This is a genomic window from SAR202 cluster bacterium, assembly GCA_016872355.1.
Classification (GTDB): Bacteria; Chloroflexota; Dehalococcoidia; order Lucifugimonadales; family VGZY01; genus VGZY01.
On the sequence record VGZY01000077.1, the window covers coordinates 1 to 13,683 of the forward strand.

The following is a 13,683-nucleotide window of genomic DNA, read 5'->3' on the forward strand; positions in this document are numbered from 1 at the left end:
GTAGCATGTTGTTTAGAGCTCTGCCTGACATGTTCTTCTACCTGGGGGACCCGAACATACCGTCATCCACCAATGGCCTTGAAGGCTACTTCTCCAGGCTCAAAGCTCGATACCGTCAGCACAGGGGACTGAGCACGAACAATCGCTATCAGTATTTCACTTGGTACTTTTACCTTGTACCACGCTGATCACACATTTTCTGCAAATATGCCCGAAATGACAATGGACGGTGGTGTAATATATCCCCCAACAGTTCGCCAGGAGGAATCCTTTGACCGAGAAGAAGAACCCGTATCGCGTCGGCATAATCGGCGGCGGTAAGAAGGCCTATGGCCACGCCCGCGGCTACGAGTGGCACCCGCGCACGCAGGTGGTGGCCGTTGCCGATACCGACCCTGAGAACCTCAAGCTCTTCGCAGACACCTTCAAGATTCCTGGGTACGCCAACTACCAGGACATGCTGGCGAAGGAGAAGATCGACATCGCCGCGCCGATCCTCCCGGTGACTCCAAACCCGAGCGTCGTCATCGGCTGCGCGAAGGCCGGCGTCAAGGCAATCTACTGCGAGAAGCCCATCGCCGCGAAGCTCTCGGACGCCGACGCGATGGTGGCCGAGTGCAAAAAGCGCAACATCGTGTTCGCCGGCGGAGATGCCTACATCAACATCCCCGAACACTGGAAGGTGCTGGAGCTTATCAAGTCCGGCGAGCTTGGCCGGGTGCAGAGCATAAACCTTTACCAGGCCACCGATGAGATCTCCGGCGGCGGCTGCCAGGGGCTCAGCGCCCTGCGCCGGTTCGCGTTCGACGCGCCCACCGACTGGGTGACCGGCTGGTGCGGGGGCGACCCGAAGAGCGACGACGACCAGAACATGGGCGGCGTTGTGCAGTTCTCCAACGGCGTCACTGGCTTCATCCACAACAAGAACGTGGGCAAGGACGGCATCGAGGTCCTCTGCGAAAAGGGCTACTACACGTCCTCCTGGGACTCCGGCCACCTCTTCCGCACCGGTTCCAAGCGCAACCAGTATGTTGAGGACGCGCACTTCTTCGACGAGTTCGGCGGGACGGACGGCTGGCTGACGCCGAGCGGCCGCAGGCAGAAGGGCGGTATGGTGTCGCTCATCGACGCGATGGAGCACGGCAAGCCGCTCCGCTGCAGCGGCGAGAACCTGCGCGACGTGCTGGAGATCGCGATCGCGCTCAGGGAATCGCACCGCCGCGGCTTCGCTGCCGTGAAGCTTCCCCTGCCCGACCGCAGCCTCACGCTCAACGCAGCAAAGGGCCGCATGCTCAACAAGAAAGAGGTCTACGGCAAGGACTGGTACGCGCCCGTCATCGCCCGAGCCGCCTCCGGCACGGCGAAGGGGGACTAGGCAAGGCATTCACGCATCCAGAAAGTCCGAGGGAATGGATTTCGCACGATAAAAGGGCGTCCGGTCGCCGCGTCCCCGCAGGGGGACGCCCGGCGCTTCGCCACAAAGCGGGGAATTCCATTCCCTCGATTCCCTTGACCCCGATCCTGTCTCTATCGCACTCGCGTTCTCGGAGGCCCGCATGTTCCGGCCACGGCTAATCTACTACAACGACGCGCACCACTACCACGCCAAGCGCATTGAGCCGCCGGCGAGCGTGCACAAGCTGCGCCAGCCGGTTGACGAGCTTGCCGGCACAGGCGCGGACCTGCTCACGCTGAGCCTGGGCTACGGTGACGTGTATTTCCACAACAGCAAAGTGGGGCGCCACGTGGGCCAGATGAAGGAGGTGTGGCAACACTTCATCGACTGGCGCATCATGCGAATGGTGGAAGAAGGCAAGAGGCACGGGACGGACCAGCTCCGTGAGTGCGTCGCGCGCGGACGCGAGCTTGGCATCAAGGTGTATCCCAGCATCAAGACGAACGACCCCGCTCCTCCCGGCGATGAGCGCGCCGGCCTGCTGAAGTACAAGTATGGAGCGGAGGTCTGCCTGCGTGAGCCCGGGCCGAACGAGTGGTACTACGACTTCTCCAACGAGATCGTCCGCAACGAGAAGCTCGCCGTCATCCGCGAGGTGCTGGAAGACTACGGCGCGGACGGTATCCAGCTATACTTCGCCGGTCCCATGTTCCGGAAGGACGAGGTCGAGAAGAATATCCCGACCGTGAACCGGTTCGTCGCGGATGTGAAGCGACTCGCGATTGAGGTCGGTAAGAAGCAGGGCCGCGAGGTGGGCGTAACGGCCCACGTCTCCATCGCCGAGCGAGAGAACCTCGCCGGCGGTCTGGACGTGCGCGCGTGGCTGCGCGAAGGCAGCGTGGACTTCATAACCGGCGAGCAGCGCGACAGGCTGCTGGAGCCTACGGTGGACGCGCGCTGGCTGGCGGACGCCGCCAACGCGGCCGGCGCGGCGGCGTATTACCGCCCTGAGCGCCGCATCTACGACGAGCGCTCGCCGCGCCCGACAATCGAGATGTACCGCGCGCTCCTCACAAACCTGGTGGAGCAGGGCTTCTCCGGGCTGATGCTCGGCTACCTGCCCTGGCCGTTCGCGACAGAAGAGCACCGGCTGTTGCGGGAGCTTGCCCACCCGGACGCCTTCGCCCGCAAGAGCAAACGGTACCTCCTGCAGCCACGCGAGGGCGACCTTACGCCGCACCGCGTCCTGCCCGTGCAGATGGAAGAAGGCAAGACCGTGCGCGTCACCGTGCCGGTGGCGGACGACGTCGAGAGCGCGCGCCGAGACAAGGAGATGCGGCAACCGGTGCTGACGCTGCGCTTTTCGAGCTACTGCATCGAGGACGATATCGAGTTCCGCTTCAACGGCCGCGTCCTGGAACAGGAGGAGGCAGAGATCTCGGACGAGCGCGCGCTCGGCATACCGGTGCAGATGCGCAAGGGCATGCCGCTGGACGCGCCGACCGGAATGGCCGCGCACTGGTTCCGCTTCAAGCTGAAGCGGTCCGACGTCAAGCACGGCGACAACGTCATCGAGATCGAATCGAAGCGGCACAGCAAGAAGGCCGGCTTCAAGCGCCACCTGAACGGCGTCGAGATACACATGCGCTACACGGAGTACGTCCGCCCCGAGGGGTTCGACATGGAGCGCGTGGACGCGTACACTGGATAACAAATTCTTCTTACAGAAAAGAGATTCAAGGAGACACGATGAATCGCGAGGACATGAGGAAGCTGGTAGTCGGTGCGGTCGCCACGGTGCCCACGCCTTTCAACCCCAACAAGAACTTCGCCGTGGACTACGGTGTCATGGCGGACATGACCCGCTGGTGGCTGGAGAACGGCCTCGTGAAGGGCAAGGGCGTCATCAAGGTCGCTGCCTTCCTGGGCGAGGGGCCGCAGCTCCGCGAGAAGGAGTGGGAGAAGCTCATAGACACCGTCGTCAAGACGGCGAAGGGGCAGGCGGCGATCATGGCCGGCATCTTCCACAAGGACACCGTCCGCACTATCGAGGACGCCAAGCGCGCGCAGGACCTGGGCGTTATGGGCCTGCAGCTCACGACCCCGATGTTCAACGACCCCACCCAGGACGACCTCCTGCGCTTCTACGACGATGTGAACAGGGCGATCAACATCGGTATGCTGCTCTACAACGTGAAGTGGGGCCGCGGGACGAACACCTACGGCGTGGCGAGCGTGGCGACGATGAAGAAGATGGTGGACATGGAGAACTTCATCGCCGTGAAGTGGAGCAAGCAGGAGGGCGGCAAGTACGAGGACATCTTCGAGATCGCCGACAAGGTGAACATCATCGACAACGCCGGCACGCCCGGCCTGTGCTACAAGCTCGGCGGCAAGGGCTTCGTCAGCATGATCGCTGACGTGTACCCGCCCGCCGGGGTCAAGATTGTGGAGCTGCTCAACGCCGGCAAGTTCGAGGAGGCGCAGCAGTACCACGACACGATCAACGCGCCCTTCCGCGACTTCTACACGAAGGTGAACCAGCGCTCCGGCGGCCAGGCACGCATGTCCAAGGCGATGGCGGAGATAATGGGCCACCCCGTCGGCCCCATGCGCCCGCCCTCCCTGCCGCTCCTGGACAGCGAAAAGCGCGAGATGCGCGAAATCCTCGTCAAGCTCGGCTGGCCGGTAGCCAAGCAGGCGGCGCTACGGTAGGCCAATCACAGGCCCCGCGACGCGGGGCCTGTGCGCTCATATAAACGAGCGACCGGCGGCTACGGGCTAACATCCTCGATCTGCATGAGAGGGGCGGCCGTGATGTAGGACTCGTAGAGCTGCCAAATGTCGTCGTCGATCAGAACGCTCTTCGCCAACCACAAGTCGTCGATTGTGGCGTTCTTGAGATTGTCGGTATTCGTCCTATCCGTCTTCATCAGTGTGCCGATGCCGATCGCGAGGTTCGTGTTGAAGAGTGCGTGGTCGCTCGGAGTCGTGGTGGCAACAATTGTCCCGTTAACGCCAAGTTTTACCCCTACGTTCCGGTCATAGGACAGGGTGATCAGATTGTGGCCGTTGTGCAGGCGACTCGGGTCGGTCACTGTATAGGTTGTGCCGCTCGTGTTCTTGAACTTGCCCTCCACCGTCTTGTCAGATTTCACGCGAACGGAGGCCTTGGCCTCTGACCCATCAGCCAGTGCAAAAACGGTCCCGTCACACGGGCTATGGTCGACATTGACCACTACTCCGACGGTGAAATCGTCCAAAGAGGCCCGAGTGGCAACGTCGTCTGTCCCCTGGAACTCGGCGAACACAGTGCGGTCCAACCACGATGACGAGACGAACTCCCTCCCAGGCAGCCCACGGGTGGAATCACCAGAATAGTGGGATACTCCTTTGAAGTACGCCCAATACTGGTCCTTCGCCGCCTCCAGTGGAAATGGAAATGTCACCTTGTGCTGCGGGATTATGCTTCTCAGTTTAATCACGGTGTCGTAGTTGATGCCGTTAAAGAAACTGTCGAAATACGTCGCGTTCCCTGAGATAGTGCTGGAAACATTGTCGAAAGAAATATCCAGGTAGTTGCTTGCGTCGCCTCCGCCGTACTCCGCGACGAAGTGGTAAGTGGTTGCTCCAAGAGAGACCTGGGAAGCCCAGAAAAAGTCGTAATACACCCAGTCGGTGGACATGTTCGCCACGGTAACGTTATTGTCCGCGGTCGTCAGGATAGACCCGTTGCTCTGATAGACTTCCCCGTACAGAGTGCCCGTAGGAGAGCCGACTTTCCGCATCCGGACTCGGATCTGATGGATGTACCCGCCGCCGGAAACCAGGTAGCTCTGGCCAAACCGTGTGCGGTAACCCGAATACAGCTTGCTCTGGGTGTTCCCGATGCCGTTGTACTGAATGGACAGAGGCGTCGTGCCGCTCTCCTTTGTCGTAGTTAGCTTGAACACGGCGTTCGCAACGACCGAGGAAGGGTCCAACCCGGCAGGGGCGATGATGACCCCGTCAGTAACGGCGCTTGTCGAAAGGTTCCTGAATTTCAGGCTCTCCCATTTTCCTGAAGGGACAGTTACAGCCAGATAGTAGTCCGAGTCCACGCGGGTCGCGTCCACGCCGGCATCGTCATGGTTGCCGTAGTCCTTGGAAAGGTCGCTCACGTAACCGGCCATCCGGACGTTGATCCCGAAGTCCAACATGCCGGGAGACTGGAGCGAAACGTCCTGGGAAGCCGCCAGCGTCTTCCTCCGCATGAGATCGCGCACCAGCATACCGTTGTCCGACATAGGCCACAAATGGAGAAGGTTGTTGCTCCCGAACTTCTGGATGACCTTCTTTCGTGCGCCGGCCAGTGCGTGTATCTTGTTGTACTCCATGGTCATGTCGGTATTCCTCCTCAAGCCGGAATCGTTGCAATTAAGGTAGATTCGTCGAGTTGGGATAGTTCACGTTATGTTTGTATTTGAGATAGACGCGCAGGGCCTGGGCAAAGGACACGGTGGACTCGACCGTCGATATCGCATAATCGCCGTCATCAAAAGACATGTCCGAGAGTTCGAAGACGGTGTTGTTGTTTCCAGGAAACGCAAAGACGTCGGTGTGCTGGAACACTGAGGGAAGATTGACCTTCCTCCAGGCGTGCATCTGCGCGCCCTGGAACTGTACCCTCTTCACCGCACCTACCGGTTCGCCGATTCGCGCTGGGTCGGCGCCTTCGTAATTTCTGAAGGGTTCCGAGCCCCATTGGGAATCAAGCATCACTTTCCCAACCAGGTCGTCCGATAGTGTTTTGAACTCAGCTATGCCGTACTTATGCCCAAGCAAGGTTGTGAGCACGGAAAAGAGGTTCGTCCGCGCCGCTGAAGCTACCCCCAGAGTCCGCTCAGGAAAACCGGAGAAGATCAGATCGAAGCGTCCATAGGGACTGACCGGGAAGCTGCTGGTAACTCCCAGCCCGTCTACATAGAAGAACCGCTTTATGTAGTTTGCGACCTTCCTTGGAGTGGCAGGCATGAGAAGTTCGGAGGCTTCACGCAAGAGAAGCGTTTCAGTATTTATCTCGGCGGCATTGAAGAACTGGGGAAGACCCGCCCCCAGAGCGATGCCGGGCATTGGGAAATCGGGGTTTCCATGCTTGATTAGCGTATGAACGGCATAGGGAGCAAGGAATAGCGGGTCCATTGTCATGAGGAAACGCCAGTAGAATTTGTTCGCCGCAGACGCAGTCTCGACTGTCCGAAGGGGATACCCGTACCAGCCGTTCGTCTGGTCCAATGAAAGGGATGAGGGGTACGAAGCGATGTGGTTGGCGTCCTGCCACATCGCGTCGGAGTACAGGTATTCCAGGTCCTTGGACGCGCCAAGACCGAAGATGGGGGAATAGATGTCGTACTCAAGGTCCTTCCAGAACCTGCTGCTGAACGCGTCGATCTCGGCGGCGACGGTAGTGTCCCATGCCTTGATGAGTTTGGCGGCAGGCAGGTTCTGTGTGCGAATGAAGTACCGCGCGGAAGGTATCACCTCGTTCGCGCTCTTTGTCACTGAGAACTCAGTCCCGGGATCAACGCCGTTGATGTCCGAATGGAGCTTGTCCGTGCCCCTCCAGAGCTCTACCGGCCCAGCCAAGGGATTCGGCTTGCCGAGCAGCTTTACGGCGTAGGAGGATTCACCGTTCAGCATCTGCCCGCGGGCCATTTCAAAGCGATAAGTGACCCGCCCATCCGGTTGAAAGAACTCAGCCTCCTGCTTGCCGTAGTCGAAGAACCTGTCGATGGGGGTGACGCTGCCGTAGGGCTCGCCTCCCCTTGCCCAGCCATTTACAACCCTGTAGTGGCCAAGGTGCTGTACTATCTCTCCTCCAAGTGCATTGGGCCTCTTGAGCGCCAGTGGAAAACCAGGGTACATCTTCACTACCCGCTGGTTCGCGAGGTCCGCGTTCTGGACAAGGCGGTCCACCCACGCCTTGACTGCGTCAATCCGGGCCTTGAGACCATCGACTGAGGGGCCGGACGGCAGATGGGTATACTTCGTAACAATCTTGACGCCGAGCTGGCGCTCGACTTGCGAAATCTTCCCACAGCGTGAGGCAGGATCAGGAGCTCCGGGATCGGTGCTGGTCAGAATCATCCCAAGCAAGATCAACTGACCATTGTCAATTCTGAAGACTGGAGCCCCAGAATCGCCGGGTTTCGCCACGTCAAAACCTGGTTTAGGAACCAGCTCGAACGAATCATATATATGACCAAAGTAGGTTAGATTCGCCGTAATTGATACTGCCTCAACGTTCTGCTCAGAAACGGTTCCTGTGGATGCTCCGAGAAAATATACATCCTCATTAAGTTGAGGTTCACCAATAGCTGAAATAAATCCCTGGTCGTGGATTTCCGAGGTAACATGTGCCGGCTGCAAATATCGAGACAAAGTTGGTTCGCCCGTCGGATACGGCTGCGTCTGATCGATCCATTCAGAAAGAAGGGCAACGACGTCCGGAGCACTTGGCTGATACACCGATTGATTTATGTTGATGTCATTCCACCCGGGATTGCTGCCGATAGCGAATGCATGCAAAACTGACGCTAGATACCAACGCTTCTCCCAGGTATTCCATTTCCAGGCACTACCCGTGGCCGTGAAATTCTTGGAGCTGTCGATAGCCGCTTTTAAGGTGTTAAGGCGAAGGCCGCAAGGGATCTGAGGGCGATGGATTGTTTCCAATGACCCACGTGGCACGGATCGACTCTCCCTCACATCTACTCGCCACCCCTCTATGTATCGAGGAATTCGGTGTTCAGGCATTATTTCGTTTGTTGCCACTTTTTTGTCGACATAGACGATTATGCCGACCTCAGGGGTTCGCCTCCCGCCAACCCTAACAAATCCAACGCCCACCGCAGAAACACCTGGTACAGCTAGGAATTGGGGCAGGTGGCACCGCTGCACGTCAATTAGTGTTTTAGTGAGTTCGCGGAGTTCCATTATCAGATTCCTCAAAAGGGTCGTGTGTTCGTGTCATCTTGGGAACATCTCCGACCAGGCTTTCACGACAACCATACATCCTTCAATTTGTACCGGCAGAGAGGTTACCGTGTCCTCGGAATGCGTGCTCGAGTAGTTAATGTGAACACCGATACCTATCTCGTCGGTCTGCTCGCTGTCTATTCGAATTGCGCTGACACTCAATTGCACAACGGCTGGCAACTGTAGGAGCTCGCCTTCGTGACGCCTCATCACATTCGTAACGAGCTCAGTTTTGGATTGCCGGTCGCCACTAACCGTATCTGTACACTCATCAAGTACGAGTTCCTTCGGCTTCAGGATTCGAGGCGACATGTCATCCGCGTTGGCCCATTCTGCCTGAATAGTGCAGTTGTTCATTGAACTCGGGACGCGCTGCCGCAAATCGCCATATGCAGCCGGTGCAGACTCGTCGAATATTACGACAATTCCGAGGCCTGTACTTGGCTCTTCCCCGTGACGGATATAACCTGGCCCAACGGCCTTCACCCACGGCAAGGTGTTGAAGAACCTACTGTTTCGATCCCGGATGAACAGCAGGTACGTTAACCGTTTATCCAAAGTCCCGCGAGTCTCTTTCGCACAGTCATCAATTGCGATCGCTGTCGGGGTGGGCATGGACACGGGCGTTGCCGTAGGCTCCGCCGTTGCCGTGGGCTCGGCCGTGGACGTAGGCTGCAGCGTGGCCGTCGCCGCTGGCTGCGTGGGCGGCAGTGCAGTCGCCGTCGCATCGCGTCCGTCGCCGCAACCGGCAATGGTCCCTATCAGCACGATTACCAATGCCAATCTGCGCAAAGCTGATGGCTCCATAGCCTTCGGACCGTCGAATTCGTCACGATTCAACTGGTGATGTGACTTCACAGTTTGCCCCCCCGTTTACATTCTGTCAATACGTATCGTCAACGAGTTCACGTACGTGCGACGATACCCCACTAGAAGATATGCCATCATCCATTACTACTGGAAAAGCCGCCGGATGGATTCATCAGGTGCGACAGCAGTGGTAGAGGCATCCTCGGTGGGTAGACGGCCCACCGAAAAAAGTGACCGTGATCAAGGGTGCCGCAGCTTTGACATACTGATGCATGCACGGTATGCTTTGATGCATGAGGACTACAATCCGGTTAAACGACGAGCTGCTGCGCGAGGCGAAGAAGATCGCCGCCGAGAGCGGCACGACCTTGACGAGCGTCATAGAGGACGCGCTCAGGGAGGCCCTCGCGCGGAGGCGGGCGAAGCCGACGCGCGAGTGGATCACACTACCCACGGACAAGGGTGGTGGCGTGATGCCCGGCGTGGACTTGAACGACTCCAAAGCATTGTGGGAACTAACGGACAAAGATCATGCAGTGCCCTGACGTCAACATACTGGTCTACTCATTCCGCGAAGACGCCGTCGATCACGGCCTTTTCAAGAAGTGGTTGGAAGGCCTCGTCAATGGTGACGAGGCCTTCGGAATGTCCGATCTAGTGCTAGGCGGTTTCCTGAGAGTTGTCACAAGCCCGAAGATATTCCATCCCCCAACGTCGATAGACCATGCGCTAACATTCGTTGAAGGGATAAGGTCCAGCCCAAACTGCATGGTCGTAGCGCCAGGACCGAGGCACTGGGATATATTTGCGCGGCTTTGCCGGACAGCAAGCGTAAAGGGTCCTATGGTCACCGACGCCTACCTCGCCGCCCTCGCCATCGAGTCCGGCTGCGAATGGGTCACGATGGACGGCGACTACGCCCGCTTCACCGGCCTCCGCTGGCGCCGCCCCTTCTGACTTTCCCTTTACCCTTCACCCTGTACCCCATCTGCCCTGATTTCACCTTACCCCTTTGCCCTTTGCCCTTCACCCATCTCCCCCTCTCCCACCGTACCCTGTACCCCGTGCCCCATACCCCCGTATAATCTCCCCAAGCCTGCGCTACGGAGACCTCCCTATGACCCTGCCCGGCGGCAAGAACGCGCTCTTCGGCGATACGCCGAAGCTGATCCTCATCGACGGCCACGCGATGGTCCACCGCGCCTGGCACGCCATCCAGCAGCCGCTGACGATCCGCACCACGGGTGAGGACGTGCGCGCGGTCTACGGCTTCACCAACTCCCTCCTCTCCAGCCTCAAGGACCTCAGGCCCACGCACGCCGCCATCGCCTTCGACCTCCCCGCGCCCACCTTCCGCCATACGCAGTTCGCCGAGTACAAGGCGCACCGGCCGCCCTCCCCTCCGGAACTGCGCGCCCAGTTCACCCGCGTCCGCAAGCTGATGCAGGCGTTCAAGGTGCCCGTCTTCGAGATCGCGGGCTTCGAGGCGGACGACGTCATCGGCACCCTTTCGCGGCAGGCGGAGGAGCAGAAGATCGAGACGATTATCCTCACCGGCGACTCCGATACGCTGCAGCTCGTTTCGCCCTGGGTAAAGGTGCTCATGAACCGCAACGTGCAGGAGCGCGTGATGTTCGATGAGAACAAGGTGCGCGAGCGGTATGGCGGCCTGGGCCCGGAAGCCGTGGCCGACTACAAGGCGCTCACCGGCGATACGTCCGACAACATCCCCGGCGTCCCCGGCATCGGCCCCAAGACCGCCCAGAAGCTGCTCCTGGACTACAAGTCCATTGAGGGCATCTACGCGCACCTGGACGAGGTCAAGCCGCCAAAGGCGCAGCAGTCCCTCCGCGACAACCGCGAGGGCGCCCAGCGCGGGAAAATGCTGACCACGATCGTCCGCGAGGCGCCGGTGGAGCTGGACCGGGAGAAGGTGCGCTTCTGGCAGTACGACCGCAAGGAGATCGTTGAGCTGCTGACGGAGATGGAGTTCTTCTCCGTCGTCCCACGCATCCCCGACCCGAAGGGCGACCCCGCCCCCGTCGCCGCGCCCACAGGCCAGGCGTCGCTGTTCGACACGGCCGACACCTCCGGCCAGATCGCCGCCGTCGAGCGCGCGCCGCGGCAGGCGAAGTACACAATCGTCGACACACTGGAGAAGCTCGACGCGATGATGAAAGAGCTGGACTCCCCCCTCGGCTTCGCGTTCGACACGGAGACGACCGCACTGGGCGCGATGGAGGCGAGCCTCGTTGGCCTCTCGTTCGCCAACACGTCGAACGAAGGGTGGTACGTCCCCGTGGGCCACAAGGCCGGGACGCAGATCCCCATGGGCGAGGCGCTGGAGCGGCTGAAGCCGGTGCTCGCCAACGACCACGTGCCCAAGTACGCCCACAACGCCAACTACGACCTGACTGTGCTTGAAAACCACGGCGTGCGGGTGGCCGGGCTCGTCTTCGACACGATGCTCGGCGCGCACCTGGTGGGCCGCAAAGCAATCGGCCTCAAGGCGCTGGCGCTGGAAATGCTCGGCGTGGAGATGACGGAGATAGCCGCCCTCATAGGCACGGGCCGCAAGCAGATCACGATGGCGGACGTCGAAATCCAGAAGGCGGCCGACTACGCCGCGGCGGACGCGGACATGACCGCCCAGCTCAAGCCGCTTCTGGAAAAGGAAGTGGCGGAGAAGGGCGCGCGCAAGGCGCTGGAGACGATGGAAATGCCGCTCGTGCCCGTGCTCGTGAAGATGCAGGTCAACGGCGTCGCCATCGACTCGGCCCTGCTCGGCGAAATGGCGAAGGAGCTCGCCGCCCAGATCGGCGAATACGAGACCGAGATCTACCAGACGGTCGGCCACTCGTTCAACATCGCATCGTCGCAGCAACTTGGCGACGTCCTTTTCAAGGAGCTGCGGCTGCCGGAGACGAAGAAGACAAAGACCGGCAGCTTCACAACGGACGCGCAGGCGCTGGAGAGCCTGAAGCAGATGATCGATTCCGGCACGGCCGCGGCGAACGTGGACCCCAAGGCGTACAAGGTGCTCGACCTGGTGCTGGAGTACCGGCAGGTCACCAAGCTCAAGTCCACTTACGTGGACTCGCTGCCGGAGATGGTGAACAAGACTACCGGCCTCATCCACACCAGCTACCACCAGGCCGGCTCTGCCACCGGCCGTGTCTCCAGCAACGAGCCTAACATCCAGAACATCCCCATCCGCACGGAGCTCGGCAGGCGCGTGCGAAAGGCCTTCATCGCCCGTGCGCCCGGCCGGACCCTCCTGGGCGCGGACTACTCGCAGATTGAGCTGCGCGTCCTGGCCCACCTCTCGCAGGACCCCGGGCTGCTCGCCGCGTTCAAGTCGGGTCAAGACATCCACAACGCCACCGCCACAATGATGTTCAACGTGGAGCCCAAACAGGTCACTGCCGAGATGCGGCGCATCGCCAAGGTGCTGAACTTCGGCGTCATCTACGGCCTCAGCCCTTTCGGCATCAGCCAGCAGACGGGCATTAACGCTGACGAGGGCAAGCGCTTCATAGACACCTATTTCGGCCGGTACCCAGGTATCCGCGAATACATTGACCGCATGAAGCACCAGGTGCGCAGGACCGGCTACGTTGAGACGCTGATGGGCCGCCGCCGGTACATCCGGAGATGAACGACCGCAATTTCCACATCCGCGGCGCCGGGGAGCGCGTGGCGATCAACACTCCCATTCAGGGCACCGCTGCGGATATCATCAAGCTGGCGATGGTGAACATCCAGCGCCGCCTGGACGACCGCAATCTGAAGTCGCTTATGAACATCCAGGTCCACGACGAGCTGATCTTCGACGCCCCTAACGACGAGATGGAAGAGATGAAGGGCATCCTGCTTGAGCTCATGCCATCCTCCATGGAGCTGGCAGTCCCCCTCAAGGTAGAGGTAAAGATGGGCCGCTCGTGGGGAGACATGGAGTGAAGACGAGAGTCCTGGGTGCTGGGTATTGGGTTTTCGGTTCGGGCCAACACCCAACAGCTAACACCTAATCCCCATTTCATGTCAATGCTCAATGACTTTGTCAGTCTTACTGCTCAGTGATTTTGTCAGTACGACTGGTTTTGGTTGAATCAGTCTCGATCTCCAAGGGTGATCTGGAGCCGGCTTTCGATCCTTGGGCGTGGAGAGGGGCGTGCTGGAGACGGGTCCGTCTCCAGCACGCCCCTCTCCACGCTTGCCCGCCTGAGCTTTTCTTCGCCTTGCTCGCAGGACTGCGGGTCTCAGGGGAGCAACCGTGCTGGCCAGCTCACGCCCCTTGTGCATGACCACGATGCGCCCGTCCAGCCGCTCCTGCACCTCTACGGTCGCCCTGGCGTATGTGCTCCGCTCGCTGTCAGGCTCGATCTGCAGGTCCTCTCCACCAAAGCTCACCGTGTTATCCGCGGCCACTGTCCGCTGGTATCGGAAGCACAGCACACTGT

The 13,683-nt window shown here is 60.0% G+C and carries 10 protein-coding genes and 1 pseudogene; 7 read left to right on the plus strand and 4 right to left on the minus strand.

Going from position 1 to position 13,683, the window contains the following annotated elements; genetic code table 11:
* Positions 1-241: 241 nt before the first annotated feature.
* Positions 242-1,375 carry a Gfo/Idh/MocA family oxidoreductase gene (locus tag FJ319_12625; GenBank protein MBM3935121.1) on the plus strand — a complete coding sequence of 378 codons (1,134 nt, stop codon included), beginning with the start codon at positions 242-244 and terminating at the stop codon, positions 1,373-1,375.
* Positions 1,376-2,040: 665 nt separating this feature from the next.
* On the opposite strand, the pseudogene FJ319_12630 reads toward FJ319_12625, so the two are convergent.
* A pseudogene (locus FJ319_12630) lies at positions 2,041-2,298 on the minus strand (hypothetical protein).
* An 847-nt stretch (positions 2,299-3,145) separates the two neighbouring features.
* Here FJ319_12630 and FJ319_12635 point away from each other — a divergent pair.
* Positions 3,146-4,111 (plus strand): dihydrodipicolinate synthase family protein, encoded by a 966-nt coding sequence (locus FJ319_12635; protein MBM3935122.1) that lies wholly within the window; start codon positions 3,146-3,148, stop codon positions 4,109-4,111.
* A 59-nt stretch (positions 4,112-4,170) separates the two neighbouring features.
* Here the strand turns inward: FJ319_12635 and FJ319_12640 are convergent, their stop codons facing one another.
* From FJ319_12640 to FJ319_12650, 3 genes are read right to left on the minus strand one after another with little or no spacing between them, the layout of a single operon-like run.
* Positions 4,171-5,778, minus strand: a complete 1,608-nt coding sequence (locus tag FJ319_12640) for a LamG domain-containing protein (protein ID MBM3935123.1) — start codon at positions 5,776-5,778, stop codon at positions 4,171-4,173.
* A 34-nt stretch (positions 5,779-5,812) separates the two neighbouring features.
* On the minus strand, positions 5,813-8,371 hold the full coding sequence (locus FJ319_12645; GenBank protein ID MBM3935124.1) for a hypothetical protein: 2,559 nt from the start codon (positions 8,369-8,371) through the stop codon (positions 5,813-5,815).
* 33 nt (positions 8,372-8,404) lie between these two features.
* Positions 8,405-9,028 (minus strand): hypothetical protein, encoded by a 624-nt coding sequence (locus tag FJ319_12650; protein ID MBM3935125.1) that lies wholly within the window; start codon positions 9,026-9,028, stop codon positions 8,405-8,407.
* Between FJ319_12650 and FJ319_12655 the strand changes: the two genes are divergently transcribed.
* The 5 genes from FJ319_12655 to FJ319_12675 all read left to right on the plus strand — a co-directional run bounded on the left by FJ319_12655 (position 9,027) and on the right by FJ319_12675 (position 13,183).
* Positions 9,027-9,260, plus strand: a complete 234-nt coding sequence (locus FJ319_12655; protein MBM3935126.1) for a hypothetical protein — start codon at positions 9,027-9,029, stop codon at positions 9,258-9,260. The genes FJ319_12650 and FJ319_12655 overlap by 2 nt on opposite strands.
* Positions 9,261-9,516: 256 nt before the next feature.
* Positions 9,517-9,768 carry a ribbon-helix-helix protein, CopG family gene (locus FJ319_12660; protein MBM3935127.1) on the plus strand — a complete coding sequence of 84 codons (252 nt, stop codon included), beginning with the start codon at positions 9,517-9,519 and terminating at the stop codon, positions 9,766-9,768.
* Positions 9,755-10,180: a type II toxin-antitoxin system VapC family toxin gene (locus FJ319_12665; GenBank protein MBM3935128.1), complete on the plus strand. Its 426-nt coding sequence runs from the start codon at positions 9,755-9,757 to the stop codon at positions 10,178-10,180. The genes FJ319_12660 and FJ319_12665 overlap by 14 nt, the downstream gene beginning before the upstream one ends.
* 160 nt (positions 10,181-10,340) lie before the next feature.
* Positions 10,341-12,881 (plus strand): DNA polymerase I, encoded by a 2,541-nt coding sequence (gene polA, locus FJ319_12670; GenBank protein ID MBM3935129.1) that lies wholly within the window; start codon positions 10,341-10,343, stop codon positions 12,879-12,881.
* Positions 12,878-13,183, plus strand: coding sequence for a hypothetical protein (locus tag FJ319_12675; GenBank protein ID MBM3935130.1), 306 nt, complete (start codon positions 12,878-12,880; stop codon positions 13,181-13,183). The genes polA and FJ319_12675 overlap by 4 nt, the downstream gene beginning before the upstream one ends.
* Positions 13,184-13,683 lie beyond the last annotated feature (500 nt).